At 70.3% G+C, this 26,432-nt stretch carries 29 protein-coding genes; 6 read left to right on the plus strand and 23 right to left on the minus strand.

The annotated features are described in order from the left end of the window. Positions 1 to 4: 4 nt before the first annotated feature. The 6 genes from IEX47_RS16390 to IEX47_RS18200 form a co-directional block, all read right to left on the minus strand. Positions 5 to 946, minus strand: a complete 942-nt coding sequence (locus tag IEX47_RS16390) for a UDP-glucuronic acid decarboxylase family protein (RefSeq protein WP_188785094.1) — start codon at positions 944 to 946, stop codon at positions 5 to 7. 97 nt (positions 947 to 1,043) lie between these two features. Beyond that, positions 1,044 to 1,967 (minus strand): FkbM family methyltransferase, encoded by a 924-nt coding sequence (locus IEX47_RS16395; protein ID WP_188785095.1) that lies wholly within the window; start codon positions 1,965 to 1,967, stop codon positions 1,044 to 1,046. A 149-nt stretch (positions 1,968 to 2,116) separates the two neighbouring features. Continuing rightward, the gene (locus tag IEX47_RS16400) at positions 2,117 to 2,413 is read right to left on the minus strand and encodes a DUF1416 domain-containing protein (protein ID WP_107698630.1); all 297 of its coding nucleotides are present in this window, start codon (positions 2,411 to 2,413) and stop codon (positions 2,117 to 2,119) included. A 46-nt stretch (positions 2,414 to 2,459) separates the two neighbouring features. After that, positions 2,460 to 3,308: a sulfurtransferase gene (locus IEX47_RS16405; RefSeq protein ID WP_188785096.1), complete on the minus strand. Its 849-nt coding sequence runs from the start codon at positions 3,306 to 3,308 to the stop codon at positions 2,460 to 2,462. A gap of 54 nt (positions 3,309 to 3,362) precedes the next feature. Then, the gene (locus IEX47_RS16410) at positions 3,363 to 3,812 is read right to left on the minus strand and encodes a DUF4395 domain-containing protein (protein ID WP_188785097.1); all 450 of its coding nucleotides are present in this window, start codon (positions 3,810 to 3,812) and stop codon (positions 3,363 to 3,365) included. Between the two features lie 96 nt (positions 3,813 to 3,908). After that, a complete protein-coding gene (locus IEX47_RS18200) occupies positions 3,909 to 4,037 on the minus strand; it encodes a putative leader peptide (RefSeq protein WP_373289244.1) in 129 nt (42 codons plus the stop codon). Positions 4,038 to 4,112: 75 nt separating this feature from the next. On the opposite strand from IEX47_RS18200, the gene IEX47_RS16415 reads away from it, so the two are divergent. Next, positions 4,113 to 4,718, plus strand: coding sequence for a hypothetical protein (locus IEX47_RS16415; RefSeq protein ID WP_188785098.1), 606 nt, complete (start codon positions 4,113 to 4,115; stop codon positions 4,716 to 4,718). A gap of 21 nt (positions 4,719 to 4,739) precedes the next feature. Here the strand turns inward: IEX47_RS16415 and IEX47_RS16420 are convergent, their stop codons facing one another. From IEX47_RS16420 to IEX47_RS16440, 5 genes are all read right to left on the minus strand, one after another. Beyond that, the gene (locus tag IEX47_RS16420) at positions 4,740 to 5,930 is read right to left on the minus strand and encodes a glycosyltransferase family 4 protein (protein WP_188785099.1); all 1,191 of its coding nucleotides are present in this window, start codon (positions 5,928 to 5,930) and stop codon (positions 4,740 to 4,742) included. 16 nt (positions 5,931 to 5,946) lie between these two features. Further along, entirely contained in the window at positions 5,947 to 6,924 is a 978-nt protein-coding gene (locus IEX47_RS16425) for an NAD-dependent epimerase/dehydratase family protein (protein WP_188785100.1), read from the minus strand. 104 nt (positions 6,925 to 7,028) lie between these two features. Next, complete coding sequence (locus tag IEX47_RS16430) at positions 7,029 to 7,931, minus strand: FkbM family methyltransferase (RefSeq protein ID WP_188785101.1); 903 nt, start codon at positions 7,929 to 7,931, stop codon at positions 7,029 to 7,031. Further along, a complete protein-coding gene (locus IEX47_RS16435; protein WP_188785102.1) occupies positions 7,928 to 9,028 on the minus strand; it encodes a glycosyltransferase in 1,101 nt (366 codons plus the stop codon). Before IEX47_RS16435 ends, IEX47_RS16430 begins: the two co-directional genes overlap by 4 nt. Positions 9,029 to 9,051: 23 nt before the next feature. Beyond that, complete coding sequence (locus tag IEX47_RS16440; protein ID WP_188785103.1) at positions 9,052 to 9,735, minus strand: hypothetical protein; 684 nt, start codon at positions 9,733 to 9,735, stop codon at positions 9,052 to 9,054. Between the two features lie 194 nt (positions 9,736 to 9,929). Here IEX47_RS16440 and IEX47_RS16445 point away from each other — a divergent pair, with 194 nt between their 5' ends. Beyond that, positions 9,930 to 11,204: a lipopolysaccharide biosynthesis protein gene (locus tag IEX47_RS16445; RefSeq protein WP_188785104.1), complete on the plus strand. Its 1,275-nt coding sequence runs from the start codon at positions 9,930 to 9,932 to the stop codon at positions 11,202 to 11,204. Here IEX47_RS16445 and IEX47_RS16450 read toward each other — a convergent pair. The 6 genes from IEX47_RS16450 to IEX47_RS16475 all read right to left on the minus strand — a co-directional run bounded on the left by IEX47_RS16450 (position 11,186) and on the right by IEX47_RS16475 (position 15,159). Further along, entirely contained in the window at positions 11,186 to 11,770 is a 585-nt protein-coding gene (locus tag IEX47_RS16450; RefSeq protein WP_188785105.1) for a class I SAM-dependent methyltransferase, read from the minus strand. The genes IEX47_RS16445 and IEX47_RS16450 overlap by 19 nt on opposite strands. After that, positions 11,767 to 12,654, minus strand: a complete 888-nt coding sequence (locus IEX47_RS16455) for an FkbM family methyltransferase (protein WP_188785106.1) — start codon at positions 12,652 to 12,654, stop codon at positions 11,767 to 11,769. Before IEX47_RS16455 ends, IEX47_RS16450 begins: the two co-directional genes overlap by 4 nt. Positions 12,655 to 12,674: 20 nt before the next feature. Beyond that, positions 12,675 to 13,778, minus strand: a complete 1,104-nt coding sequence (locus IEX47_RS16460) for a glycosyltransferase family 4 protein (RefSeq protein WP_188785107.1) — start codon at positions 13,776 to 13,778, stop codon at positions 12,675 to 12,677. Beyond that, positions 13,775 to 14,347: a serine O-acetyltransferase gene (locus tag IEX47_RS16465; RefSeq protein WP_188785108.1), complete on the minus strand. Its 573-nt coding sequence runs from the start codon at positions 14,345 to 14,347 to the stop codon at positions 13,775 to 13,777. Before IEX47_RS16465 ends, IEX47_RS16460 begins: the two co-directional genes overlap by 4 nt. 65 nt (positions 14,348 to 14,412) lie before the next feature. Then, positions 14,413 to 14,844, minus strand: coding sequence for a TlpA family protein disulfide reductase (locus tag IEX47_RS16470; protein ID WP_188785109.1), 432 nt, complete (start codon positions 14,842 to 14,844; stop codon positions 14,413 to 14,415). A gap of 45 nt (positions 14,845 to 14,889) precedes the next feature. Next, a complete protein-coding gene (locus IEX47_RS16475) occupies positions 14,890 to 15,159 on the minus strand; it encodes a MoaD/ThiS family protein (protein ID WP_229662953.1) in 270 nt (89 codons plus the stop codon). A gap of 67 nt (positions 15,160 to 15,226) precedes the next feature. Here IEX47_RS16475 and IEX47_RS16480 point away from each other — a divergent pair, with 67 nt between their 5' ends. The 3 genes from IEX47_RS16480 (at position 15,227) to mshD (ending at position 17,946) form a co-directional block, all read left to right on the plus strand. Next, positions 15,227 to 15,970 (plus strand): MtrA family response regulator transcription factor, encoded by a 744-nt coding sequence (locus IEX47_RS16480; protein WP_188785110.1) that lies wholly within the window; start codon positions 15,227 to 15,229, stop codon positions 15,968 to 15,970. 130 nt (positions 15,971 to 16,100) lie between these two features. Next, complete coding sequence (locus IEX47_RS16485) at positions 16,101 to 16,997, plus strand: glycoside hydrolase family 16 protein (RefSeq protein ID WP_188785111.1); 897 nt, start codon at positions 16,101 to 16,103, stop codon at positions 16,995 to 16,997. A gap of 22 nt (positions 16,998 to 17,019) precedes the next feature. Then, entirely contained in the window at positions 17,020 to 17,946 is a 927-nt protein-coding gene (mshD, locus tag IEX47_RS16490) for a mycothiol synthase (protein WP_188785112.1), read from the plus strand. A gap of 70 nt (positions 17,947 to 18,016) precedes the next feature. Here mshD and pstB read toward each other — a convergent pair whose 3' ends face one another. From pstB to IEX47_RS16515, 5 genes are all read right to left on the minus strand, one after another. Further along, positions 18,017 to 18,796: a phosphate ABC transporter ATP-binding protein PstB gene (gene pstB, locus IEX47_RS16495; RefSeq protein WP_188785113.1), complete on the minus strand. Its 780-nt coding sequence runs from the start codon at positions 18,794 to 18,796 to the stop codon at positions 18,017 to 18,019. A gap of 25 nt (positions 18,797 to 18,821) precedes the next feature. Beyond that, positions 18,822 to 19,886, minus strand: a complete 1,065-nt coding sequence (gene pstA, locus IEX47_RS16500; RefSeq protein WP_188785114.1) for a phosphate ABC transporter permease PstA — start codon at positions 19,884 to 19,886, stop codon at positions 18,822 to 18,824. Next, positions 19,883 to 20,845, minus strand: a complete 963-nt coding sequence (gene pstC / locus IEX47_RS16505; RefSeq protein ID WP_188785115.1) for a phosphate ABC transporter permease subunit PstC — start codon at positions 20,843 to 20,845, stop codon at positions 19,883 to 19,885. Before pstC ends, pstA begins: the two co-directional genes overlap by 4 nt. 98 nt (positions 20,846 to 20,943) lie before the next feature. Further along, positions 20,944 to 22,056, minus strand: coding sequence for a phosphate ABC transporter substrate-binding protein PstS (gene pstS / locus IEX47_RS16510; RefSeq protein ID WP_188785116.1), 1,113 nt, complete (start codon positions 22,054 to 22,056; stop codon positions 20,944 to 20,946). A gap of 221 nt (positions 22,057 to 22,277) precedes the next feature. Continuing rightward, a complete protein-coding gene (locus IEX47_RS16515) occupies positions 22,278 to 23,165 on the minus strand; it encodes an NUDIX hydrolase (RefSeq protein WP_188785117.1) in 888 nt (295 codons plus the stop codon). Positions 23,166 to 23,213: 48 nt separating this feature from the next. On the opposite strand from IEX47_RS16515, the gene IEX47_RS16520 reads away from it, so the two are divergent. Next, positions 23,214 to 24,254, plus strand: coding sequence for a twin-arginine translocation signal domain-containing protein (locus IEX47_RS16520; RefSeq protein ID WP_188785118.1), 1,041 nt, complete (start codon positions 23,214 to 23,216; stop codon positions 24,252 to 24,254). A 21-nt stretch (positions 24,255 to 24,275) separates the two neighbouring features. Here IEX47_RS16520 and IEX47_RS16525 read toward each other — a convergent pair whose 3' ends face one another. After that, positions 24,276 to 26,393 carry an RNA degradosome polyphosphate kinase gene (locus IEX47_RS16525; RefSeq protein WP_373289245.1) on the minus strand — a complete coding sequence of 706 codons (2,118 nt, stop codon included), beginning with the start codon at positions 26,391 to 26,393 and terminating at the stop codon, positions 24,276 to 24,278. Between the last annotated feature and the right edge of the window lie 39 nt (positions 26,394 to 26,432).

Consider the following 26,432-nt stretch of genomic DNA (forward strand, 5'->3'; position numbering starts at 1 on the left):
CGCGTCAGGCGAGGAGCTCCGGGTGGTTGCGGAAGTACTCGATCGTGCGGAGCAGGCCCTCCTCGACCGGCACGACGGGCTCCCAGCCCAGCGTCTCGCGCGCGAGCGTGATGTCCGGACGGCGTACGCCGGGGTCGTCGACCGGGCGGTCGATGAAGGTGACCTCGGAGTCGGACTTCGTCAGGTCGCGGATCCACTTGGCGAGGTCGAGCATCGAGATCTCGGTCGGGTTGCCGATGTTCACCGGACCCGGGTGGTCGGTCTGGGTGAAGCGCCAGATGCCGTCGATCAGGTCGTCGACGTAGCAGACCGAGCGGGTCTGGCTGCCGTCACCGGCCACGGTGATCGGCTGGCCGGAGAGCGCCTGGCGCACGAAGTTCGGGATCGCGCGGCCGTCGTTGGGGCGCATGCGCGGGCCGAACGTGTTGAAGATGCGGACGATGCCGGTGTTGACGTCGTGCGCGTTGCGGTAGGCCATCGTCGCGGCCTCACCGAAGCGCTTCGCCTCGTCGTACACACCGCGCGGGCCGACGGGGTTCACGTGGCCCCAGTAGCTCTCGGGCTGCGGGTGGACCTGCGGGTCGCCGTACGTCTCGGAGGTGGAGGCGATGACGAAGCGCGCGCCCTTCTCCTTGGCCAGCCCGAGCGCGTGGAAGGTGCCGATGGAGCCGACCTTCATCGTCTCGATCGGCAGCTCGAGGTAGTCGATCGGCGACGCCGGGGAGGCGAAGTGGAGGACCACGTCGACCTCGCCGGGCACGTGGAGGTAGTCGGTGACGTCGGCGCGGACCAGGCGGAAGCGCGGGTCCTCCATGAGGTGCTCGACGTTGGCAGGCACGCCGGTGATGAAGTTGTCGATCGCGACGACCTCGTGCCCCTCGCCGAGGATCCTGGTGCACAGGTGCGAGCCGAGGAACCCGGCACCTCCGGTGATGACGACGCGCACGCGACGCTCCTTGTTCGAGTGGAGAAACAGACGGCGTTCAGGCTAGCGGCGACGACGCTGCGTCACCCTCGCCCCACGCCGACCGTACGCGCCGTGCTCAGCGCGCCCGGGTCGCGGCAGCGGCCGCGTCGAGCGCCGCCAGCCCCGCAGGATCGTCCTTGTGGGCCACCGCGACGTCCCAGTAGCCGTAGCCGCGCTCCTGGATGGAGAGGTCGAGCACGGCCGACCGCTCCGCCATCTCGGCCACGGGCCAGTCGCCGAGCAGCGAGCCCCCGTTGTCCCAGACGACGGCCCGCTCGTAGCCCCGCTCGACCAGCTTGTCCCACAGATCCGCGATCACGACCTCGGGCATCACCAGGTGCGTCGGGCGCGGGTCGAGCTCGAAGAACACGACCGGCCTCGACGCAGCGAACGTCACCGTGACGGCGTCGACCAGCGTGATGTCGTACCCGTCGGTGTCCGACTTCACCAGGCGGACGTTGCCCAGCTGTGGGAACTTCTCCAGCAGCGCGGTCGTGGTGATCGTCGCCAGGCCCTGACCCGCCTCGGTGCGCTCGACGATGCTGCTGCCGACGGGGTGCCGGCGGATCGCCAGGCCCATCACCTGCTCGGTGTCCGGACCGACGAGCACGGAGTGCTCGACGGCGACGTTGGGCATCGCCCCCACGTTCGTGGCGAGGTAGCCGTGCCACATCGGGTCGGGCTCCACGCACACCGCAGAGCCCGGCGCCTGGTCCAGGACGACGAGCGCGGTGTCGCCGACGTTCGCGCCGATGTCGAGGACACAGACACTTCCCTCGGAGGCCGCGAGCGAGCGACCGAGCTCGACGAGGTTGCGGAGGTAGGCCGTGCCCGGACGCGTGAAGTAGGGCAGGCCGTGCGCCCGCGGCAGGGTCATCGGGACGCCCCGGATGCTCCGGCGGACCGGCTTGTCGGGCAGTCTGGCCAGCATCATCAGGCGCAGCCGCCACACGATCTGACGGAGCCTCCACACGACCTTGCCCAGCACCGAATCCGGCATGCCACACCCTCCCCATAGGACGAAACGGCAGGAGCCTAGCGGGGAAATGCTTGCAGCAAACAAGAAAGTCGCGATATCGAGCCAAAATGCGCAAACGGCCCTCGGGTACCCCAGTACGGGGACCCGAGGGCCGTGGTGACGCGGGTGCGTCAGAGAGCGATCTCGACCTCGGCGATCGAGCCGACGGCGGCGACGACCTTGCGGTCGACCGTGTCCGCGCCCGGAGCCAGGGTGCGCAGGGTCCACTCGCCGTCGCCGGCGAAGAACCGGAAGTGACCGGTCGCGGAGACCGGGACCTCGGCGGTGAACTCGCCCGACTTGTCGAGCAGGCGCACGTAGGCGACGCCGACGGGCGAGCCGTCCTTGGTCACCTGGCCCTGGATGATGGCCTCGATCTTGGTGTTGATGCCGTCGAGCGGCAGGCCACCCTCAGTAGCTCCACACATGTTCTTGTCTCCTCAGGATTCTCGAGAAGGCACCGACCCCGAGGGGTCAGGCCTGGCCCGGCTCGTCGCCCAGCGCGATCGGAACGCCGACGAGGGAACCGTACTCGGTCCACGAGCCGTCGTAGTTCTTCACGTTGGGGGCGCCGAGCAGCTCCTGCAGGGCGAACCAGGTGTGCGAGGAGCGCTCGCCGATGCGGCAGTAGGCGATGGTGTCCTTCGAGAAGTCGACACCGGCCTCCTCGTAGATCTCCTTGAGCTCGTCGTTGGACTTGAAGGTGCCGTCGTCGTTGGCAGCCTTCGACCACGGGACGGAGGCAGCGGTCGGCACGTGGCCGGCGCGCTGCGCCTGCTCCTGCGGGAGGTGGGCCGGGGCGAGGAGGCGGCCGGCGAACTCGTCGGGCGAGCGCACGTCGACGAGGTTCTGCGTGCCGATGGCCGCGACGACCTCGTCGCGGAAGGCGCGGATCGAGAGGTCCTGGTCCTTGGCGGTGTAGGACGTGGCCTCACGCTTGACCGGCTCGTCGGTGAGCTCGCGGGCGTCGAGCTCCCACTTCTTGCGGCCGCCGTCGAGGAGCTTGACGTCCTGGTGGCCGTAGAGCTTGAAGTACCAGTACGCGTAGGCGGCGAACCAGTTGTTGTTGCCGCCGTAGAGGACGACGGTGGAGTCGTTGGAGACACCCTTCTCGGAGAGGAGGGCCTCGAACTGCTCCTTGTTGACGAAGTCGCGGCGGACCTGGTCCTGGAGGTCGGTGGTCCAGTCGAGCTTGATCGCACCACGGATGTGGGAGCGGTCGTACGCCGAGGTGTCCTCGTCGACCTCGATCAGGACGACCTGCGGGTTGTCGAGGTTCTCCTCGACCCACTGGGCGGTGACGAGCACGTCTTCGCGAGCCATGTTCTTTCTGCTTTCTTTCGAGGGTTTTTGTGTGTCAGGAAGTGCTGGGGCGGATCAGGAAGCAGGCCGGAAGGTCAGCCGCTTGAAGAGCAGGTAGACCTCACAGCCGAGACAGAAGCCGAAGAGGGCGTTGAGGAGAGCCGCCGCGAGCGCGAAGCCGACCGCGACGGCACCGACGATGTCGAGGCCGAGCGACCAGGCGACGAGGCCGACGGACGCGAAGGCGAACCCGACCTGCTGCGCGAACTGGGGCGGCGCGGCGTCCTCGAGGTGCTCCGGAGCGCCCAGACGCGGTCGCACGAAGCGGCGGAAGAGCCACGCCTGCGGGCTGCGTGCGACGCCGAGGAGCGCGCCGAGGCCGAAGAGGAACGTCTGCAGCACCAGCAGGACGAGGCCGGCAGCCCCGGGCAGCAGGGCGAGTGCTCCGACGAGGACGATGGCGGTCAGCGCCGCAGCGAACTGCGGACCGCGCGGGTCGATGGTCGGGCGATCAGTGGCGTTCATGCTCGGAGGCTCCTCGAGAGACGGGTCAGTCACGGCTCGGAGGACGTCCGGAGGCAGGGAGGGGCCAGCCCGTTCGGGGCAGGAGGGGACGTCCGCTCAGGACATTCGACACAGCGACGACGCAACGCGCAGGAGATCCACCGCGCGGCGCTCGGTCAGCATGGTCGTGAACATGGGGCAGACACTAGGCCTTGGGAATGGGCCCTCCAACCAGACTGTCCACATAGCGGACCCTCTGACCACATGACGAGATCGAGTGCCGTTTCGGAGCGCAGGCGGGTGCGACGTACCCTGTGCCCCGTGATCCTCCGACGTGCGGTCGCGCCCGCCTGCTTGCTGCTGCTCCCCACCATCGCCGCGTGCAGGACCGACGTCCCCGCGACCCCGCCGCACCCCATCTCGACGGAGGTCCCCGCCCCGGCCGGCGAGCGGGCTCTGGACCGCGCCCGCGCGCGGCACCCGCAACGCGTCGTCACGGGCCTGGACTACTGGTTCGTGGCCCCGAAGGGATTCAAGCCCGTCCCCAGCGCGCGCCCGGCACCGAAGAACCTGGACGTGTGGCGGTGGACCGGACCCACGCGGAACGACGATGGCCTCGCTGTCACCGTGCTGCCGCCCACACCAGGAGACCACCGCGCACAGGTCCGGGCCTGGCGCCATGCCCTCAAGCCGTGGATCGTCGATCCCCGGGTTGTGCGGGCCGACGAGAAGCTGGGAAGCCACCCCGTGATCCATCTGAGGGGCGCGTCCACCATCGGACCAAAGGTCCTCGACATCGTCCTCGCCGGGGTCAACGACCACACCTACAAGATCGAGTTCAACCTCTCCTCCCGGCACACCCAGGCAGAGCGGGACGCCATCCTTCGCCAGGTCCTCCGGACGTGGCACTGGGGCCTGACTGACTGAGCCGCAGCGCCAGCCTCCCGATCAGCGCGCGGACGCCCCCAGGATCGCCTCGAACCGGTCGGCACAGCCGGACAGCTCGAACTCCTTCTCGGCGAGCGCGCGCGACGCCTCGCCGATGGACGCGGCGCGCTCCGGGTCAGCGAGCAGGTCGACGACCCACCGGGCACCGGCGGGCACCGCCGACGGCTCCGGCGCGAGCACGCACCCGCCGGTCTGCTCGATCAGGTGCGCCGCGAGGTTCTCCGCCGGGACGAACCCGAGGACCGGACGCCCGGCACAGAGGTAGGAGAGCGTCTTGGACGGCACCGAGAAGGCGCCCGCGTCCGCCTCCAGGAGTACGACGAGCACGTCGGCCGCGCCGAGCACCTCCGGCAGCTGCTCGTAGGGCTGGAAGGGCAGCAGCGTCAGGTCGACCCCCAGCGACTCGGCTCCCGAGCGCAGCACCGGCTCGGCCGCTCCCTCGGTGACGACCACGAGGTCCACCTTGGTGCCGAGCTCCTGCACGGCTGCGGCGAGCTGCGGCAGCAGCTCGGGGTTGTGCTTGAGCCCGAGGGTGCCGGAGTAGACCAGGCGCGGCCGCTCCGCGAGGCCCTGGGCGCGCGCCCAGTCGTTGTCGCGCTCGCGCGGCGTGAGCTCGTCGACCGGGGCCCAGTTGGGGATCACGGTCACCTTGTCGGCGGTGCCCCACTGCTGGTGGACCCGGACGAAGGAGTCCGCGATGACGACGACCGCCGCGGCGCGGCGCGCGCACCAGCGCTCGGCGATCCAGAAGAGCCACGCGACGATCCGGAAGCGCGGCGACAGCTTCGTGCCGGCCAGCTTGCGCAGCGCCACGGCGTACACGTCCTGGTGCCAGAGGATCCAGGGCCGGCGCAGCACGGCCATCACCGCCGCGAAGATCACCATGGTGGGGATCTGCACGTTGGAGAGCATCACGATGTCCGGGTCGACCTGGCGCACGTGCCGGACCAGCTCGAAGCCGCGCGTCACCTCACGCCAGAGCCGCTTGGCGTAGGCGCGCTGCTCGATCTTCGCCTCGCCGCCGATGCCGACGTAGGTGATCGTCTCCCCCGGCAGGGCCGTCAGGCGGCCCTTGCCGGAGACGTAGCCAGCGACGTAGGAGTGGGTGACGTCGTGGCCGCGCCGTGCGAGCTCGCGGCTCAGCTCGGCCTGGAAGGGATGTCCACTGTGATCGTGGATCAGTACACGCATCAGCCGTGCACACCCATCAAGAGCTGGCCTTGACCTGGTCGTAGACCCAGGCGTAGGTCTTCTCCATGCCCTCGAGCAGCGAGATCGACGGCTCCCAGCCGTAGACCTCCTGGATCCGGGTGTTGTCGGAGTTGCGGCCACGGACGCCCTGCGGGGCGTCGAGCTGGTAGTTGCGCTTGCACTTGATGCCGGCGAAGCCCTCGACCATCGTGTAGAGGTCGTTGATCGAGATCAGCTCGGACGAGCCCAGGTTGAGCGGCTCGGTGTTGTCCCCGTTGAGGAACATCTGCGAGCCCTTGACGCAGTCGTCGACGTACATGAACGAGCGGGTCTGCTCGCCGTCGCCCCAGATGTCGATCTCGTGGTTGCCGGAGATCACCGCCTCGGCGATCTTGCGACAGGTGGCCGCCGGAGCCTTCTCGCGACCGCCGGTCCAGGTGCCGTTGGGGCCGTAGACGTTGTGGTAGCGCGCGACCCGGGTCTGCAGCCCGTAGTCCTCGCGGAAGTGGCGCGCCATGCGCTCGGAGAAGAGCTTCTCCCAGCCGTAGCCGTCCTCGGGGTCCGCCGGGTAGGCGTCCTCCTCCTTGAGGGCGGTGACGTGGGGGTCGGTCTGCTTCGAGCCGTTGTAGACGCAGGCGGAGGACGAGTAGAAGTAGCGCTCGACGCCGGCGTTGCGGGCGGCCTCCAGCATGTGCGTGCTGGTCAGCACGGTCAGCATGCACTCGGCCTTGTTGTTCTCGATGAAGCCCATGCCGCCCATGTCGGCGGCGAGCATGTAGACCTCGCGCGCGCCGTCGGTCTGCTCGAAGGCGTGGTCACGGAGGGACAGGTCGGCGACGACGTTCTCGACGCCCTCGTGCACCTGGTACCACTCCTCGAGCGGCTTGATGTCCACCGAGCGGACCGTCAGGCCCTGCTTCAGCAGGTCGGCCACCAGGTGGCCTCCGATGAAGCCGCCGCCACCGGCGACGAGTACGTCGACACTCTTGCTCATGGTGCAGATTCCTCTTCCGAAGTAGGGCTGACAAGTCGGCCCGGGACCCCCGCCTGGCTACGAGACGTCACCCTAACTGGCCGGTGGTGCAGAACGTGCACTGGTCACCCGGAGGCCAGCATGCCTGACACCAGCGCGGCCAGGACCTCACGGCCGACCGGGTCGTCGTGGTGGGCGACCGCGACGTCCCAGTAGTTGCGGGAACGTCGGCCCACGCGTTCCTCCAGCGGCCCGGTCTGAGCGGCGACCGCATGGACGGTGGTGCGCCCAAGCGCCCAACCGCCTCCGTGCCACACGGCCACGTCCTCGTAGCCGAGGTCGGCGAGGTGCTTCCACACCGCGAGAGGGTCGTTGCCCGCAAGCCTCGACAGCTCGAGGTCGTACTCGAAGAACAGGACGGGCCGGCTGGCGCTCCAGGTCCGGGCGACTGCCGGGACGAGCACGACGTCGTAGCCGTCCGTGTCCGACTTGACCAGCCGGAGGTTCGCGAAGTCAGGATGGTCGGCCCGGAGCTGGTCAGCGGAGACCGTCGAGAGCCCGCTCCCGCCCTCGTCCACCTCCTCGAACCGTGTGGTACCGCCGGCGCGCACCGCCTGGACTGTCGCGGTGCCCGTCTCAGCCGCCAGCAGCGACTCGACCACCGCTACCCGGTCGTCGCCGTCGACGTTGCGATGCAACCACGGCAGGTAGTCCGGGTCGGCCTCGACGCACAGCACGCGGGCGTCTGCGGCATGCAGGACCATGAGGGCCGTGTCACCGACGTTGGCGCCCACGTCGAGCACGTGCAGGGGCGCGTCCTCGCGTCCGGCGAGGGCTTCGGCCAGCTCCATGAGGTTGCGGCCGTAGATCGACTCCCCCGAGGTGTAGTCCGGCAACCGGTGCGACCACGGCAGCTGCATGCGAACGCCATGCACGTCCCGCACGACGACGCGCCCGGGGAACCGGTCGCGGACCAGCCAGCCGAGCTGGCGACGAGCCTTGTCGGCAATCTGGCGAACTGCGTTCATGAGGCGCTCCTCGGTTGGTCGGCGGCGCCTGCCGCCACCAGTGTCTCGCGAATGGAGCGCGCCATCGCGCTCCAAGTGAAACGGTCGGTCCACACCTGGCCGGCCTCGCGCTGCTCGGGGGTGTGCGCGACCGCCCGCCGGATCGCAGCGGCGATGTCCTCCGCGCCGACGGTCGCGGCCGTCTCTGCGTGGCCGCCGGTCACTTCCGCCAGCGCCGCGTCCCCCGAGATCACGAGCGGCACCCCGAGGCGCAGGGCCTCCACGGCGGGCAGACCGAATCCCTCGAAGTCCGACGGGAAGAGGACCAGGTCCGCCTCGGCGAAACAGCGACGGAACTCCTGGTCGTCCAGCCAGGGCATCAGCTCGACCCGGTCGGCGATGCCCAGTTCGGCCACGCGCTCCGTCGCCGCCGCCCTGTCTGCCCCGCCCATGCCCACGAGGCGAAGCCGCCATCGGGGTTCCTCCCGACAGAAACGTGCCCACGCCTCGAGGACCCGGTCGACGTTCTTGTTGGCGAAGTGGCCGAACGCGACGGCGTACGGTCCGCTCTCCTCCGGTGTGCTGCCGATGCGCCACTGATCCACGTGATCGGCGCCGAGGGAGGCAGCCACGACCCGCTCGCGTGTCGACGGGTGCCTGCGGACGAGGTCGTCGGCAGTGCGGTGACTGATGCAGAAGAGGCCATCGGCGAAGCGGAAGCTCCAGGCGTAGGTCAGCCGTCGCGCGAGGCGACGGGACCTGCTGAACTGGTGCGGTCGTAGTTCGTGACGCAGGTCGTAGACGATCACGCCACGCGGGCACCGGGCACCGAGGAAGGCACTCGCGGTCACTCCGGAGACCACGCCATCTGCGCCGAGCCGGCGCGCCGCGCGACGTACGCCGACGGAGCGGCACCAGAGAGCGCCCCAGGCCCCGTCGACCGGCGGCTCGACCCGTTCGACACCGACCCCCGGGGGCACCGTCAGTGTCGGCTCGTCCCGGCAGAGCAACGTCAGCCGGTCACCTGGCGCGAGCTCGCGCCAGCCGGCGAGGAGGTTCTCCACGACGATGTCCGAGCTGCCGGGACCGAGCCCGAACCCGTCGAACACGATGTGCATGCGCGAACAGTAACGGCCGGGGATCAGCTGCGGCCGACGAAGCGCTCGAAGAGCCGGCGTGCCTCTTCGAGCTCCGCCTGCTCGTGAGCGCTGAGAGCCTCCAGCACATGGGAACCGCTGCGTCGGTTGCTCGACGGGCGTCCCACCACCTGCTCGGCGCGGTCCGGCACGAGCAACTCGGCGGCGGCCTCGATCGTCGTACGCACGGCCGCCTCCGCCTCAGGCGTCGCCTCGTACCGGTTGAACGACGTGCCGAAGCGGGCGTTGCACTCATCGATGACCGAGCCGAAGTCGGAGACGACGCGGGTGAAGGGCGCGACCACGACGCTTGCGCGCAGTGGCATCACGCCCCGGTAGTACCGCTGGTAGCCCCGGAGCACCTGCAGCGCGCTGGCAGTCGGGTCGTACTGCAGCGCCGAGGCCAGCACCTCGGCCGGATCACGGACGACGACGACGGCCGGGATGCCGAGCTCGACGGCGCGATGGATCGCCCGTGCGACGTGCAGGTGCGAGGAGACCCGATGCCCCTCCGGGTTCGCATGGTCGAAGGCGACCCGGGCATAGGTGTTGCCCGAGCGCGGAAAGCCGTCGAGAACGAGGACCACCCCCGGGGCCACGCGCTGCTCCCGAAGCTGCGGGCTCACCGCGTTGTAGAGCGAGTCGAGCACCGGCGTGTCCAGCACGAACTCGCGCACACGCGCGCGCATCACTCCCGGAAGGGTGCGTCGAAGCAACCTACGGGCGGCTCCAGGGGCCACGTAGCGAGTGGGCACGCGGGTTCCTCTCTCAGGTGAATCCGGATGAGTTCCGGCGACGAGCCGACATCCTAGGGCCGGACCTGCGGCTATCGTCCTTCCCGGCAGCCCCCTGGCCGTCGAACAGCCGACCCGAGAGTGACACCGTGCGCCACCTCCATCTGCGGATCGCCCGCCTCGGACGCAGCGAGATCTCGCGACTGGCCGGAGCCGGCCTGACGGTGCAGATGCTGACCTTGGTTTCCGGCCCTCTCGTCGCCCGCATGCTCGGCGCATCGGGCCGGGGCGAGGTCACCGTCGCGATGCTCTACTCGATCCTCAGCTCGCGCCTGGTCCTCGCCGGCTGGTGCGTGACCATCACCCGGGAGCTGGCTCAGCAGGCATGGGCCGCGCGCACTGCGCTCGGGCCGCTGGTCGGCCGGTCCGGCATCGCCAGCGCCATCCCCGCACTCCTCGCCGGCCTGCTCACCGCCGCCACCCTGCACAGCTCGCCCCACATGCTCCAGGTGGCCTCCGCAACCGCGGTCATCACGCTGCTCGCCTCCGTCACGCTCGTGATGACCGCGATGCTGCAGGGTGAGGGGCAGGTCCGGCACGTCAACCGGCTCCGCCTGATCAGCGTGCTCCTCTACGTCCTCGGCATCGCCCTGATCTTCCTGGTGGACCGCCAGTCGCACGCGATCGTCGTCCTGGCGGTGTACGCCGGTGCGCAGACGATCGGCCTGGGAGTGGCCTGGCAGGCCCTCCGGCCGCGCGAGGCCGAGGGCGCGCGCCTCGCCGGACGCGCCCTCCTGCGCTCGGCGCGACGGGCCCACCTGGGTGCGATCGGCTTCCTCGACGGCATGGGACTCGACCACGTGGTGGTCGCCGTCATGATGAGCACCACGAGCCTGGGCCTCTACACGGTCGCGAGCTCGTCGACCAATCTGCCGGTGATGGTGCTGCAGGGCGTCTCCGGCATGCTCCTGCCGCGGATGGCGGCCCGCGACGCCGAGGAGTCGCGACGGCTCCTGTTCCGCTGGACCGCCGCCTCGACCGCCCTCGTGGCCTGCGTCGTGATCGGCCTGGAGATCATCATCGGCCCCGCGATCCGGATCCTCTTCGGCACCGAGTTCGTCCCCGCGACGCCCGTGGCGCGACTGCTGATCGTCGCGTGGGCGCTGCTCGCGCTGCGCCGCCTCTTCATCTCGGCGGCGCAGGCACAGCACCGCGCCGGGCGCAGCTCGGTGGTCGAGGCAGCGTCAGCGATCGCGCTCGTCGTCGGCGTACCGGTGGGCATCGCGACGCACGGCATCGTCGGCGCCGCGGCAGCCGTGCTCGCCGTCAGCGCGCTGAGCTGTGCGGCGCTGGCAGCGACGGTCTCGTGGCGTGTGCCCCGACAGGCCACGCCCCGCCGGGCCGATCAGCGCACGAGCTCGTAGACGACCTTGTGACCGGGGAAGAGGCGGGCCATGAAGGACGCCTCGTAGAAGCCCTGGAGCTTGCGGTTGCGGTTGACCACCCACTCGACGACGCGGTTCCACGGCAGGAAGAAGACCTGCTGGAACGCGATGTGCCGGAGCCGGGTCCCGGAGAAGGCGAAGTCGAAGTAGTAGCCACGATCGTGGAGCCCACCCTCGACGAAGAACTCGAAGGTGTTGATCGCGAAGGCCCGCTGGTGGGTCGGGTCGGTCGGCCACGTGTACGACGTGAAGTGCGGGCCCTCGATGTGGAGGACGCCGCCCGGGGCCAGCACCCGGTGCAGCTCGCGCATGACCGCGGGCATGTCCCGGACGTGCTCGAGGACGTCGAGGCACTCGATGTAGTCGAACGCGCCGTCCTCGAACGGCAGCGGACCGGAGTCCAGGTCGTGCACGACGTCGACGCCGGGGAGCGGGGCGAGGTCGAGGTTGACCCAGTCCTCACGGATGAGGTGGCCGCAACCGACGTTGAGCTTGCGCGGATGCTCCGCCGGCGTCATCTCGGCAGCTCCGGAACTGACGGTCACGCGATCTCCTCAGCAGTCTTGTGGGTGCACACGAGGTTCACCCAGTGCAGGTTCTCCGGCGTCATCTCGGCGCGGAGCGCCTCGTCCTCGTCGAACGGCCGGCCGTCGATGCGGTCGATCGTGTAGCCGGCGTGGCGGAGCAGGGCGACGAGCTCACGCGGGTCGTTGCCCATCCCGACGATGCCGTGGGGCCAGAACTCCATCAGGATTCGGCGGGGCGGGTTCTCCGCCAGCACCTTCGCTGCTCCGGCGAGGGCGAGCGGCTCGGCGCCCTGGATGTCCATCTTGAGCAGGTCCACGCGGCGCTCGCCCGCGAGCTCGTCGTCCAGCGTGACGATCCGCACCGGGAAGGACTCGTCGTCGGGACCGTGCGCGAAGAGGCGGTGGTCACCGGTGCTCACCGAGGAGCGGAAGAACGTCGCGGTGCCCGGCTCCGCAGCGACGGCCGCCTCGCGGACGTCGACCTGGGGATAGCCGTTGAAGGTGACGTTGCGGCGCAGGATCTTGTTCAGGTCCGGGTCGGGCTCGAAGCTGATCACCTTGCCCTCGGGGCCGACCTGCTGCGCCAAGATCAGGGCGAAGTAGCCGATGTTGGCGCCGACCTCGACCACCAGGTCACCGGGGCGGACGTGCGCCCTGTACCAGGCGGTCTCCTCGGGCTCGTAGCTCCCGCTGGCGAGGGCGAGGGCGTCACCGCGGTCGAGGAGCATGTCGTGCCCCTCGATGACCACCCGGTTGCTGCGGGTGGCCAGCCACACCGCCCGGTGCATCTTCCACACCAGCTGGTGACGGCGGGCCCAGCCGTGCCCACGTGCACGACGGACGAACGGCTCCATCACGTAGCCGACGGGCCCGCGATACAGCCGGGCAGGATTGTGCTCCACGAGATTCCTCTCCAGATCGGTCAAGCCTTGAGCGCCAGATCATAGGCGCGAGCGGTCTCCTCGGCAGTCCTTCTCCAGGAGAACGGGCGAGCCCTCAGCCGGCCCTTCGCGCGCAGCTGCTCGCGCAGCTCCGCGTCGGCCAGCAACGGCTCCAGTGCTGCCACGAGCTCCTCGGGCCGGTCGCCGCCGACGACCACGGCGACGTCACCCGCCACCTCCAGCAGGGCAGGAGTGTCGGTGATGACGACCGGGCAGCCAGCGGCCATCGCCTCCACGACGGGGAGGCCGAAGCCCTCGTAGCGGGACGGGAAGATGAAGGCCTGGGCGCCGGCGTACAGGCCGGGCAGTTCGTCGTCTCCGACCCGCAGCAGCAGCGTCTTCTCGGCGATGCCGAGCTCCTCCAGGCGGGCCTGCTCGCCCTCGGGACCGGCACCGCAGAGCACGAGACGCAGGTCGGGATCGGACACGTGCAGAAGCGAGAACGCTCGCAGGATCAGGTCGACGTTCTTGTGGTCGTAGCGGGCACCGACGTGCAGCAGGTAGCGCTCGGGCAGGCCCGACGGCACTGCAGTGGGCTGGAAGAACGAGCCGGCGACCCCCAGGGGCGTCACGATGATCGGCTTGTCCAGCCCCGGGTGGAAGCGTCGCAGGTCGTCGCGCGTGGTCTCGGAGATGCAGAGCAGGACGTCGCACGCGTCGATGAACTGCAGCTTCTCGGCGAGCACCTGCTCGCGGTTCCACGGGAAGAGCTCGGGGAAGAGCTCGAGCGTGAAGTCGTAGATCGTGGTGACCCTCTTGCGACCCGGCAGAGCCTCGAGCAGGGCCGGCTCGTAGAGCGCGTGGTGCACCACGTCGCAGGGCACGATCCCACGGGCTGCGCGCTGGTTCATGCGCTCGAGGACAGGCGCCCGCAGCCGACCGGGGAGCGGGACCCTGCGGTACTCCTTGGGGAAGCGCCCGGACAGGTGCTCGTTGGCCACCCACCGGAATGGCGTGACCGCCTCCACACCCAGCTGCGGGTCGTCCCGGAACTCTCCCACGAGCTCGGCGAAGTACCGCGAGATCCCGGAGCGGGTGTGCCGCAGGAACGCAGACCCGTCGTAGAGCACCTTCGTGGAACTCATCGACCGAGCAGCCCTTCGTAGCCGTCGTGCGTCTTGATGACCCGCGCCGGGATGCCCACGGCGATGCCGTTGACCGGGACATCCTTGTTGACCAGGGCCTTGGTGCCGATGATCGCACCGTCGCCGATGGTCACCGGGCCGACGACGTACGCGTCGACTCCGATCGTCACATAGTCACCGATGACCGGCCAGCCGTCACTCGAGCGGTCCCACGGGTGCCGCCCCATGTCCCCTCCGATGGTGACCCCGTGCGCGATCCGGCAGTCCCGGCCGATGACCACACCCGCACCGATTGCGATCTTCATGCTGTGCACGAGGCAGAAGCCAGGTCCGATCTGCGCGCCCGGATGGATGTCCGTCCCGCCCCAGGCGACGGCGAGCATGCGGACGAAGAAGGCCAGTGGCCGCGTCGGCAGGAAACGGTAGAGCGCATGGCTGATCCGGAAGAGGATGACGCAGTGCGTGGAGTTGCTGAACAACGCCTTGCCGATGACCTTCGCCCAGAACCGATGGGCGGGCTGGCCCGGGGCCACAGGGGCCTTCAGGTCGGCGAGCAGTGTCGAGAACAAGCCGGGGATCCTCACGACAGGGGACGTGGCGGGGCTGATGATAGCCACGCTGATGCCCTCTCCTGTCACGGAATCACGGCAGAGACCTGTCCCCTCGTCGGAACTCCCTGTGCCCGCACGACCTCACGCCCCCCACGGTCGAGGACGATCGTCGTCGGCGTGCGCATGACACCGAGTCGACGGACCAGGTCGAGGTGGTGTTCGGCGTCGATCTCGACGTGCTCGACGCCGGGAAGGGTCCTGGCGACGTCCTCCAACACAGCGCGCGTCGCCCGGCACGGCGCACAGAACGCGCTCGAGAACTGCAGGAGTGTGGCGCGCTCCCCGAGACGATGGGCGATGGCAGTGTCGTCGAGGGGTGCGATCTCGGGCTCGGCGGAGTCCGCTCCCCTGACCCGATGCGTACCCCGGAAGCGACCATCGGTGACGAAGCGCCAGAGTCCGAAGACGAGCGCGCCACCGACAGCGACGAGAAGAGCAGCCTGACCGATGTGCATGCGATCCCGAACCCCACATCGGGACACCGCATTCCCGCGGCCCGCTCACCCACCCGCGAACGGCGGGAGGAACTCCACGACGCTTCCCGGCTCGACGGACCCGGCCTGCGGCTGGCGGCCGTCGACCAGCACCGAGCAGACCGCGAGCACGCCCGCGAGCCGGTCGCTCCCGGGGTGCCGCGCGATGACGGCCTCACGGAGCTCCGCGAGGCCGATCGGGCCGGCGTACGACTCCTCGGGAACGCCCACGGCGGCGCGGGCACCCGCCCAGTAGCGGACCGTGATCGTGGTCGCAATGACATCAGGAGCGTTCACGTCCGATATTCTGCAGCCACCGTGGCATCACACCCACCCCTGGGGCCGCAGTCGTGAGGAGGCGCCCATGAGCACCCTGCTGCTGCTGACGAGCGCACTGCAGTCCTCCACCGAGGTGCTGCCCGGCCTCTCGTTGCTGAGCCACCAGGTGAAGGTCCTGCCTGCGGAGGGCAGTGCCCTGCTGGAGGCGCCCGACTCCGACCTGATCCTCGTCGACGGTCGCCAGGACCTCGCCCACGCCCGCGACCTGTGCCGCCTGATGCTCGCCACGGGCTCCGACGTGCCGGTGATGCTCGTGCTGACCGAGGGCGGGCTCTCCGTCGTCAGCGCCGACTGGGGCATGGACGAGATCGTGCTGACCACCGTCGCCCCCGCCGAGCTCGAGGCCCGCATCAAGCTCGCGATCGCCCGCAACAACGCGCGCCGCCAGGCCGACGACCCCGATGCCCACGTCATCCGCTCGGGCGAGCTCGTCGTCGACGACGCGACGTACACCGCGCGCCTGGGCGGCCGCGCCCTCGACCTCACGTTCAAGGAGTTCGAGCTGCTGAAGTACCTCGCCCAGCACCCGGGCCGGGTCTTCACGCGCCAGCAGCTGCTCCAGGAGGTCTGGGGCTACGACTACTTCGGTGGCACCCGCACGGTCGACGTCCACGTCCGCCGGCTGCGCGCCAAGCTCGGTCCCGAGAACGAGAACCTCATCGGCACCGTCCGCAACGTCGGCTACCGCTTCGTGGTCCCGTCCAAGGGCGCGGCCGCGACCGGCGACGAGCCGGCTGACGCCGCGGCCGACTCGGCCGTCGACGCCTGAGTCATCCCTTACCGCAAACCGGATCATCCGCAACGAAACGGACGAGTACTGGCACGCGGCGCTTTCTGACCCTACAGTCCTCTCAGTATTCGTCTTGCGGGGGCCAATTCGAACCTGAAGGGGTTCTCTCATGCGCCGATCTTCCGGTGCGCTCGGGTCACTTGTGCTCAGCGCCTGTCTCCTCACCACGGGCGGCCCGGGCACCGCGCCCGCGGTCGCCACGACGGCCTCGACCACGTCGGCCTCCTGCGGGACCGAGCTCCTCGTGAGCAACGACCACACCTTCGCCTGCAGCTGGAGCGACGACTTCACACAGTCGTCACTGGACACCGCGAAGTGGACGCCGTTCGACACCTCAGCCAACGGCTACACCACCGCCTCACGGGAGTGCTACCGCCCCGACACCCGCAACGTCGAGGTGCGCAACGGCACCCTTCGGCTGACCGTCCGGCGCGAGGTCTTCCCGATCACCTGCACGACTCCGAGCGGCTCGTTCAAGACCCGCTACACCGCAGGCGGCGTGATGACCTGGAGCAAGTTCACCCAGACCTACGGACGCTTCGACTTCCGTGCCGCCTTCCCGGCCGCCTCGGCCGGCCTCCAGAGCGCCCTGTGGCTCTATCCCCAGGAGCTGACCTACGGCCGGTGGCCGGCCTCCGGCGAGATCGACGCCGCGGAGTACTACGGCACCTACCCCGACCGGGCCATCCCGGCACTGCACTACACGACGAGTCTGCTCGGGAGCCAGCTCTCCGGCCTCGGCTGCTACCGCAGCGACCCGCAGCAGTTCCACACCTACACGGTGGAGTGGACCCCGGGGATGCTCCGCTTCCTCCAGGACGGCGCCGAGTGCTGGAGGCACAGCCCCCAGGCCGACGGCCTGACCTCTCCCGCGCCGTTCGACCAGCCCTTCTTCCTGCTTCTCAACCAGGCGCTGGGCGCCGGCGCCAACCTCGTCACCAGCAGCACCCGGCTGCCGGCGACGATGAGCGTCGACTACGTCCGGGTCTGGTCGCTCGCGAGCTGACCCACCCGGCTAGGGTCGCCGCATGCGTGTCACCTCGTACGACGACACCGTTGCGGCGGCCCTGGCGAGTGTCTCGACCGCCTGTCTGGCCAGCGATGGTCGCGACCCACTGGACGAGGCCGCCCGACTGCACCTGGCCCACCACGGCCTGCGGGACGCCGCGCTGTGGCTCACCCGCGACGGCTTCGCCCTCCTGCGCCGCCATGCCGACCGCAGCGAGCTCGACCTCGCCGTGTCGCCGGGCGCCCGTCGGGCCGGGATCGGCCGCGCGCTCCTCGACGCCGCGCTGGCCGACTCCGGCCTGACTGGCCCGACTGGCCCGGTCCCGGCCGGTGGCACATCGGCCGACGTCCCTCCCACGACCGCCTGGTCCCACGGCGACCACCCGGCGGCAGCAGCCCTCGCCGCGGCGACCGGCTTCCGGCGTACCCGGGAGCTGCTGGTGCTGGCTGTCGACACCCAGGTCGCGATCCGCTCTGCGGGCCAGGCCCGGGCAGCAAGTGGGGTCGCGACTGACCGATGGCGGATCCGCCCCTGGCGGCCCGGCGACGACGACGCGCTCCTGCGGGTCAACGCGGCCGCCTTCGCCGGCCACCCCGAGCAGGGGTCGATGGACGCCGACCGCCTCGCCGAGCGGAGGGCCGAGCCGTGGTTCGACCCGGCCGGGCTGCTCGTCGCGACCGATGCCACCGACACGCTGGTCGGCTTCCACTGGACCAAGGTCCACGCCAACGGCCACGGCGAGGTCTACGTCGTCGCGGTCGACCCGTCCCAGCACGGCCGCGGCCTCGGCCGGGCACTGCTCGTGGCAGGCCTCGCCCACCTGGAGTCCGTCGACTGCCCTCGGGTCCATCTCTACGTCGAGGCAGACAACGCGCCCGCCCTCGCGCTCTACCGCGGGCTCGGGTTCGCCACGGACCACGCGCACGTGCAGTACGCCCGCCCCTGAGGCTGCTCGCGAACGACGCGTGCCCCGGCCGCGGGAAGCGACCGGGGCACCACGACGTACCCGGGGTGCGTCAGCCGAAGCGGCCCGAGATGTAGGCCTCGGTCGACTCCTGCTCCGGGGTGGAGAACATCTTGGTCGTCTTGTTGAACTCGACCAGGTGGCCCGGCTGGCCGGCGGCCTTCAGGTTGAAGAAGCCGGTGTACTCCGAGACCCGGGCCGCCTGCTGCATGTTGTGGGTGACGATGACGATCGTGTAGTCGGACTTGAGCTCGTGGATCAGGTCCTCGACCGCGGAGGTCGAGATCGGGTCGAGCGCCGAGCACGGCTCGTCCATGAGCAGCACCTGCGGCTCGACGGCGATCGCGCGGGCGATGCAGAGGCGCTGCTGCTGGCCACCGGAGAGGCCCATGCCGGGCTTGCCGAGACGGTCCTTGACCTCGTTCCACAGGTTGGCGCCGGTGAGCGCCTTCTCGACGATCGCGTCGGCGTCGGCCTTCTTCAGCTTCTTGGAGTTGAGGCGGTTGCCGGCGAGCACGTTGTCGTAGATCGACATCGTCGGGAACGGGTTCGGGCGCTGGAAGACCATGCCGACGCGGCGGCGGACCTGGACCGGGTCGACGTTGGCGGCGTAGATGTCCTCGCCACCGAGGAGCACCTCCCCCTCGACGTGGGCACCGGGGATCACCTCGTGCATGCGGTTGAGCGTGCGCAGGAAGGTCGACTTGCCGCAGCCGGACGGGCCGATGAAGGCGGTGACCGAGCGCGCCTTGATGGTCATCGAGACGTCCTCGACGGCCTTGAAGTCGCCGTAGTAGATGTTGACGTTCGAGACGTCGATGCTCTTGGCCATGTTCAGTGCTCCTTGATGCCCGCGGTCAGTGACCGGTCTTGGGGGCGAAGATCTTGCCGACGATGCGGGCGACGATGTTGAGGACGAGGACGATCAGGACGAGCACCAGGGCCGCGCCCCATGCCACGTCGAAGTCCTCGGGATGACCCTTGGCCTGCGAGCTGTAGACCATGACCGGCAGGGTGGTCATGAAGCCGTCGAAGACGTTCAGGTTGACCTTGGTCGTGATCGCGGCCGTGAGCAGCAGCGGTGCGGTCTCGCCGACCACGCGGGCCGTGGCGAGGGTGACGCCGGTGACGATGCCGCCGAGGGCGGTCGGCAGGACCACCTTCACGATCGTGCGCCACTTCGGCGTGCCCAGTGCGTACGCCGCCTCGCGCAGCTCGTTGGGGACCAGCCGCAGCATCTCCTCGGTGGAGCGCACCACGATCGGCACCATGAGCAGCGACAGGGCAGCGGCGCCGGCGAGGCCCGAGCGGTAGGCCGGCCCGAAGAGCAGCGTGAAGAGCGCGAAGGCGAAGAGGCCGGCCACGATCGACGGGATACCGGTCATGACGTCGACCAGGAAGCGGATCGCCGCGGCGAGCTTGCTGCCCGCGCCGTACTCGATCAGGTAGATCGCCGCGAAGATGCCGAGGGGCACCGACATGACGGCCGCGGTGAGCGTGATCAGCAGGGTGCCGACGATCGCGTGGAGGATGCCGGTCGGCTGGTGCAGCGCGGTGATGAACGCGTCCTGGCCCAGGAAGGTGGCGTCGAGCTGCCGGGCGCCGTGGTGGACGACGGTCCAGAGCAGCGACACGAGCGGCACCAGCGCCACGGCCAGCGCGGACCAGACCAGGCAGGTCACCAGGCGGTCGACAGCGGCGCGGCGGCCCTCCACCACGGCGTACCAGGCGGGGAGGACGACGAGGAAGGCGACCGCGGCGAAGAGGACCGTGGCCAGCAGGCCGCCGCCGATCAGCAGCGCGGCGAGGGCCCCGATGCCGAGCGCGATGACGGCGGCGAGCGCGGGCGCGAAGCGCGGCAGCTTGCCCGCGGTGAGGTCGGAGACGAGGCCGGACGTCCGGGGGCTCTGGAGCGTGCTCATCGGGTGGTGTTCCTCTCGGCGCGGGCCACGATCAGGCGGGCGAGGAAGTTGACCACGAAGGTCAGCACGAAGAGGACGAGGCCGGTGGCGATGAGGACCGCGACCTTGCCGGGCGTGCCCTCCTTGTAGTTGGAGGCGATGTTGGCCGCGATCGTCGTCGAGCTCTCGTTGCCGAGCAGGTTGAAGGTGACCAGGCTCTTGCCGGCGGAGAGGACCATCGCCACGGCCATCGTCTCGCCGAGCGCGCGGCCCAGGCCGAGCATGACCGCGGAGACCATGCCGGAGCGGGCATAGGGGAACACCGCGTAGCGGATCATCTCCCAGCGGGTCGCGCCGAGCGCGAGCGCGGCCTCCTGGTGCAGGCGCGGCGTCTGGGCGAAGATCTCGCGGGTGATCGAGGTGATGATCGGCAGCACCATGATCGCGAGCACGATGCCCGCGGTGAGGATGGTGCGGCCGACCGGGTTGACCCCGCCGCCCTCGTTGCCGGCGAAGAGCGGGATGAAGCCGAGGTGGTCGTCGAGCCAGCCGTACGTCGGCACCATGGCCGGCGCGAAGACGAGGATGCCCCAGAGGCCGAAGACCACCGACGGCACGGCCGCGAGCAGGTCGATGACGTAGGCGATCGGCGTCGCGAGCCTGCGCGGGGCGTAGTGGCTGATCACCAGCGCGATGCCGATCGAGAGTGGCACCGCGATGACCAGCGCGATGACCGCTGCATAGACGGTGCCGAAGACGAGCGGCCACACGTAGTGCAGGAAGTCGTTGGCCCGCGGCGCGTCGTAGAACGACGCGTCCTGCGAGAGGCCCTGCCACCCCCGGATGAGGAGGAAGGCGAAGACCCCGGTGAGGGCAACGAGGATGGAGAGACCCGCGGCGAGCGCGAGCCCGGAGAAGATCCGGTCACCGAGACGATTCGACGGGGTCTCCGTCATTTTTTCTGCGGTGGTCGCAGTCATTGATTCATTCCTTCAGTACGGCGAGGCCGGAACGTGCTGCGCGGCGGACCGGTGTCCCGGCCCGCCGCACAGTGCGTTCTACGCTCGGTTCGCTGACCTTACTTGGCCGCGATCTTCTCGACGATGGCGAGCGCCTTGTCGGCCGTGGCCTTCGTGAGCGGCGAGGAGCCGGCCTCGTCGGCAGCGGCGGCCTGGCCGTCCCCGAGGACGTAGGTCAGGTAGCCCTTGACGAGGTCGGCCTTGGCGGCGTCGTCGTAGTGCTGGCACGCGACCAGGTAGGACACGAGGACGAGCGGGTAGGCGCCGGCCTCGGTGGTCTTGCGGTCGATGTCGACGGCCATGTCGGTGGCCGGGCGGCCCTCGACGGCCTTGGAGATGTCGACGACGGCGGCAGCGCCCTCGGCGGTGGGCTTGTTGAAGTCCTCGCCGACCTTGATCGCCGCGACGGCCAGGTCGCCGACCTGGGACTCGTCGGCGTAGCCGATGGTGCCCTTGCCGTTGGTGACGGCGGCGACGACACCGGAGGTGCCCTCGGCGGCCAGGCCACCCTTGACCGGGAAGGCGTCAGCGGCGTCGTACGACCACGAGCCGGAGGCCTTGCCCAGGTAGTCGGTGAAGTTCTTCGTGGTGCCCGAGTCGTCCGAGCGGTGGACCGGCGTGATGGCCAGGTCGGGAAGCTTGGCGTCCGCGTTGAGCTTGGCGATCTCCGGAGCGTTCCAGTTCTTGATCTTGCCGTCGAAGATCTGCGCGATCGTGTCCGCGTCGAGGTTGAGCTCCTTCACGCCGGGGACGTTGAAGAAGACCGCGATCGGGGAGACGTAGGCCGGGACCTCGATGATGTCCTCGCCGCAGCGCTTGTTGGCGGCGGACAGCTCGCCCTCGTCGTCCTTGAAGTACGAGTCGGTGCCCGCGAAGTCGACGCCACCCTGGGCGAACTGCGTGCGACCGTCACCCGAGCCGACGGGGTTGTAGTTGACGGTCACGTTGCCGTCGGTGAGGCCCTGGAAGCCAGCGGCCCAGGCACCCTGCGCCTTCTCCTGCGCCGAGGAGCCGGCGCCGTTGAGCTCGCCGGTCAGCGAGGAGAGGTTGGCCGTGTCGGACGACGACGGCGTGGCCGACTTGTCGTCGGAGGAACCACAGGCGGTGAGGGAAACGCCGAGCGCGAGCGCGGCGACGGCCGGGAGGACCCGGCGGGCGGAAGTGGCGATCACTTCGAACTCCTGATGTCTGGTTTGACTGTCGAGAGGACGCTAGGGACGGCAAGTGTCCGGTTTCGACGGCGCAGGTGAACGCCCGGCGAACGGTCCCCACCCTTTCGGGGACGTGAGGGCAGAAGGGCGACGACGGTCACATGAACGAGGCCGCCCGGGTCTTGCCAGAGCGCCCTGCGATGTGTCAGGGGCCAGGCAGTGCGCCGGGTCAGCGCCGGGGATCAGTGCACCGCGTGGCGCTCGGTGGCCAGCACCTTGCCGTGGCGGTGGTGCACCACGACCAGCTCGCCGGGCTCCAGGTGCGCGTCGGCGAGGCCGAGCGCGTCGAAGACCGCCGGCAGGACCGGGCGGTGGCTGCACACGACCGTGCGCTTGGCTGCGTCGACGAGGGCGCCGATCCGCTCGGCCACGCCCGCGTCGGTCGCCTTCTCCTCCGACAGGCCGTCGTCGGTGACGACCCGCCGGCCGGTCGCGTCGGCGTACGGGACGAGTGTGGTGACGCAGCGCGTGCTGCTCGAGCTGACCAGCCGGGTCACGTCGTACGCCCCGAGGAGGGGGACGAGGCGATCGGCCTGCTGCTCACCCACCCGGAGCAGCGGGCGGAACCGGTCGTCGGCGCGCCAGCGCTCGCGTGAGCGGGCCCGTCCGTGGCGCAGGACGACGAGCGTCGAGGTGCGCCGGCGGCGCTTCACCGCCTGCTGCAGCGTCGCACGATCGCGTGCATAGCTGAGCAGAGCGGCCGCCTCGTCGACGGGCACCCACGCCACCTGGTCGATCTCCCGGTTGGCGACGTACGCCGAGACGTCGTCGCCGTCGAGCGTGCGGGCCACCCAGTAGTGCACGACCTTGGCGCGGCCGCCCTGCACGACGTACAGCTGGTCGTCGAGGGGGCGCCCGAGCCGCACCGCGAGGCCGGTCTCCTCGCCCACCTCCCGCACGGCCGCCACCGGGGCGAGCTCGCCGCGGTCGAGCTTCCCCTTGGGGAAAGACCAGTCGTCGTACTTCGGGCGGTGGACCAGCAACACCTCGAAGAGCCCCTCGCGGCGCCGCAGGACCACAGCACCGGCGGCCACGACGGGTCGCTCGCTGGCCGGGGACGTGCTCGACATGCGGCTAGGGTATGGCTCCTGCAGGACAGCCCCGAGGGAGACCACACCGTGACCGTCCGTCGTGTCCTGACCGGACGCTCCCGCCGGGGCCTCCTCGTCCGCCTCGGCGTGCTCGCCGCGCTGCTCGCCCTCGCCCTCGTGTACGCCGTGTGGCCGCGCCCGTCGGAGCTCTCCCGCGCCGCGGCCCTGCTGCCGGCGGGCACCCAGCGCGTGCTGTGGACCGACTGGGCCGGGGTCCGGGCCGACCTGCACTGCCGCACCTGGGACGCCTGCGCGAGCGCGGTCGACGACACCGACCTGTCGGCCGCGACGGTTCTCGTCGGCTCGGCCGACGCCCTGCAGTCACGCCTGTCGTGGGGCCCCGAGACCGCCGACTGGGAGCTGCTCGGCCAGGCGCGCCACGGCGAGGTCCTCGTCGTGCACGTGCCCGACGTGGCCCGTGTCGCCCGTGCCTACGACCACGCGGGCTTCACCCCGCCGGCGAAGGACCGCCTCGACGGTGGCGTGTGGACGGGCGGCGGCGACGTGCTCGCCGGGCTGGGCATCGACGAGCCGATCTTCGGTGCGACCGCGTTCCTGGCCGACCAGGGCCTCCTCCTCAGCTCCGACGACCCCGCCTGGCTGGCCCGCGCGGTCTCGGCGGCGAAGGGTGGGCACCACCTCGACTTCGACCTCACCCGCGAGCTCGACCACCCCCTGGCCGCGGTCGGGCTGGTCGGCGACCGGGCCTGCTCCGAGCTCTCCTTCGCCACGGCCGACGACGGCGCGCAGGCCGAGGCCGCGCAGCTGGTGGAGTCCGCGGGGCGGGTCAACCCGCTCGACGGCTACCTCGTCGGGCTGGGCCCGGGCCGGTCCTGGACTGCAGCGCTCGCCTTCGAGTCGGACGCCAGGGCGAAGCAGGACCTCGTCCCGCGCCAGCGCCTGGCCGGCGGCGAGGACCCCGGCCAGATGCTCTCCTACCGTGAGCTCTTCACGCTCCGCTCGGCAGAGCGCCACGGGCGCGACGTCGTGCTCCACGGCCGCGCCCGGCCGTCGGCGTACGCGCTGACGCAGGTGACCCAGGGGCCGGTGCTGCTCGCCAGCTGCTGAGCCGCGACCGACCGCCCAGGGTCAGCGCTTGCGGCGCTGCGCAGCGATCAGCTCGGCCTGCATGTCGACGCTGCCCCCGTTGTGGGTCCACGCACCGTCGCCGTCGAGCTCCCAGGCGGAGGTGTCGGGCGCGAACGCGAGGTCCATGAGGTCACGCACCTTCGCCACCTGCGCCTCACCCGGCAGCCGGACCAGCGCCTCGACGCGGCGGTCGAGGTTGCGGTGCATCATGTCGGCCGAGCCGATCCACGCGACCGGTGCGCCGCCGTTCTCGAAGGAGAAGACGCGGCTGTGCTCGAGGAAGCGCCCGAGGACCGAGCGGACCTCGACCGTCTCCGACAGCCCGGGCACACCCGGCCGCAGCGCGCAGATGCCACGGACCAGGAGCTGCACGGGCACGCCGGCCTGCGAGGCGAGGTAGAGCGCGTCGATGACGCCCTCGTCGACGACCGAGTTGGCCTTCAGCCGGATGCGCGCCGGGCGGCCGGCGAGGTGGTGCGCGACCTCGCCGTGGATCTGCTCGACCAGGCCGTCGCGCACGGAGTCCGGGGCGACCAGCAGCTCGGCGTACTTCGCCTTATTGGAGAACCCACTGAGGTTGTTGAAGAGGTGGGCGACGTCCTCGCCAATCGCCTCGTCGGCGGTGAGCAGGCCGAAGTCCTCGTAGAGCCGCGCGGTCTTGGGGTTGTAGTTGCCGGTGCCGATGTGGGTGTAGCGGCGGATCCCGTCGGGCTCGTCGCGCACGACCATCGCCAGCTTGCAGTGGGTCTTGAGGCCGACCAGGCCGTAGACCACGTGGACGCCGGCGTGCTCGAGCTTGCGGGCCCAGCGGATGTTGTTGGACTCGTCGAAGCGGGCCTTGATCTCGACCAGCGCCATGACCTGCTTGCCCGCCTCGGCGGCGTCGATCAGGGCGTCCACGATCGGGCTGTCACCCGAGGTCCGGTAGAGCGTCTGCTTGATCGCGAGCACGTGCGGGTCGGCCGCGGCCTGCTCGATGAACCGCTGCACCGACGTCGAGAACGAGTCGTACGGGTGGTGCAGGAGCACGTCGCCACGGCGCATCGCCTTGAAGACGTCGACCGCGCCGGCGCTCTCCACCGGGGCGAGCTGACGGTTCGTCGACGGCACGAACGCGTCGTACTTGAGGTCGTCGCGGTCGAGGTCGGCGATGTCGTGGAGGCCGCGCAGGTCGAGCGGGCCGGGCAGGTCGAAGACCTCGGCCTCGCTGATGCCGAGCTCGGAGACGAGGAGGGCGAGGACCTCGGGGTCCATCGACTCCTCGACCTCGAGGCGCACGGGCGGGCCGAACTTGCGGCGCAGCAGCTCCTTCTCGAGGGCGGCGAGCAGGTTCTCGGCGTCGTCCTCCTCGACCTCGAGGTCCTCGTTGCGGGTGACCCGGAAGGTGTGGACCTTGAGCACCTCCATGCCCGGGAAGAGCTTCTTGAGGTGCTCGCCGATGACGTCCTCGAGCGGGACGAAGCGCTGGTTGCCCAGGGCCACGAAGCGGTCGAAGATCGGCGGGACCTTCACCCGGGCGAAGTGCTCCTTGCCCGTCTTCGGGTGGCGGACGACGACTGCGAGATTGAGCGACAGCCCGGAGATGTAGGGGAACGGGTGGGCCGGGTCGACCGCGAGCGGCGTCAGCACCGGGAAGATGCGGGCCTTGAAGAGCTTCTTGCAGTACTTCTGCTCGTCCTCGTCGAGGTCGGCCCAGCGGACCAGCTCGATGCCCTCCTCGCGCAGCGCGGGGATGATCTGGTCGCGGAAGACGGCGGCGTGGCGGTCCATCAGCTCGCGCGTGCCGGCCCAGATCGTCTCGAGGACCTCCTTGGGCAGGTGGCCGCTCGCGGAGCGCACGGCGACCCCGGCCGCGATGCGGCGCTTGAGACCGGCCACGCGGACCATGAAGAACTCGTCGAGGTTGCTCGCGAAGATCGCCAGGAAGCGGGCCCGCTCCAGCAGCGGGAGGCTCGCGTCCTCGGCCAGCTCGAGGACCCGCTGGTTGAAGTGGAGCCACGACTGCTCGCGGTCGAGGAAGCGGTCGGCAAAGGCGTCGAGGGCGGCCAGCGCCTCCGGCCCCGGGACGTACGGCGGCTCGACGTCGAACGTCTCGGAGGCGCCCGGCGGCGGGGCCACCAGCGGGCCCTCGTCGATGGAGCCGCCGGCGTGCGAAGG

This window comes from Nocardioides phosphati (assembly GCF_014646375.1).
GTDB classification, from domain to species: domain Bacteria; phylum Actinomycetota; class Actinomycetes; order Propionibacteriales; family Nocardioidaceae; genus Nocardioides; species Nocardioides phosphati.

Coding starts and splice junctions, on each gene's coding strand:
- IEX47_RS16395 (WP_188785095.1), bottom strand. CDS start 1,967: ATGCCGGATTCGGTGCTGGGCAAGGTCGTGTGGAGGCTCCGTCAGATC.
- IEX47_RS16400 (WP_107698630.1), bottom strand. CDS start 2,413: ATGTGTGGAGCTACTGAGGGTGGCCTGCCGCTCGACGGCATCAACACC.
- IEX47_RS16405 (WP_188785096.1), bottom strand. CDS start 3,308: ATGGCTCGCGAAGACGTGCTCGTCACCGCCCAGTGGGTCGAGGAGAAC.
- IEX47_RS16410 (WP_188785097.1), bottom strand. CDS start 3,812: ATGAACGCCACTGATCGCCCGACCATCGACCCGCGCGGTCCGCAGTTC.
- IEX47_RS18200 (WP_373289244.1), bottom strand. CDS start 4,037: ATGTGGACAGTCTGGTTGGAGGGCCCATTCCCAAGGCCTAGTGTCTGC.
- IEX47_RS16420 (WP_188785099.1), bottom strand. CDS start 5,930: ATGCGTGTACTGATCCACGATCACAGTGGACATCCCTTCCAGGCCGAG.
- IEX47_RS16425 (WP_188785100.1), bottom strand. CDS start 6,924: ATGAGCAAGAGTGTCGACGTACTCGTCGCCGGTGGCGGCGGCTTCATC.
- IEX47_RS16430 (WP_188785101.1), bottom strand. CDS start 7,931: ATGAACGCAGTTCGCCAGATTGCCGACAAGGCTCGTCGCCAGCTCGGC.
- IEX47_RS16435 (WP_188785102.1), bottom strand. CDS start 9,028: ATGCACATCGTGTTCGACGGGTTCGGGCTCGGTCCCGGCAGCTCGGAC.
- IEX47_RS16440 (WP_188785103.1), bottom strand. CDS start 9,735: ATGCGCGCGCGTGTGCGCGAGTTCGTGCTGGACACGCCGGTGCTCGAC.
- IEX47_RS16460 (WP_188785107.1), bottom strand. CDS start 13,778: ATGAGTTCCACGAAGGTGCTCTACGACGGGTCTGCGTTCCTGCGGCAC.
- IEX47_RS16470 (WP_188785109.1), bottom strand. CDS start 14,844: ATGCACATCGGTCAGGCTGCTCTTCTCGTCGCTGTCGGTGGCGCGCTC.
- IEX47_RS16480 (WP_188785110.1), top strand. CDS start 15,227: ATGAGCACCCTGCTGCTGCTGACGAGCGCACTGCAGTCCTCCACCGAG.
- IEX47_RS16485 (WP_188785111.1), top strand. CDS start 16,101: ATGCGCCGATCTTCCGGTGCGCTCGGGTCACTTGTGCTCAGCGCCTGT.
- mshD (WP_188785112.1), top strand. CDS start 17,020: ATGCGTGTCACCTCGTACGACGACACCGTTGCGGCGGCCCTGGCGAGT.
- pstB (WP_188785113.1), bottom strand. CDS start 18,796: ATGGCCAAGAGCATCGACGTCTCGAACGTCAACATCTACTACGGCGAC.
- pstA (WP_188785114.1), bottom strand. CDS start 19,886: ATGAGCACGCTCCAGAGCCCCCGGACGTCCGGCCTCGTCTCCGACCTC.
- pstC (WP_188785115.1), bottom strand. CDS start 20,845: ATGACTGCGACCACCGCAGAAAAAATGACGGAGACCCCGTCGAATCGT.
- IEX47_RS16515 (WP_188785117.1), bottom strand. CDS start 23,165: ATGTCGAGCACGTCCCCGGCCAGCGAGCGACCCGTCGTGGCCGCCGGT.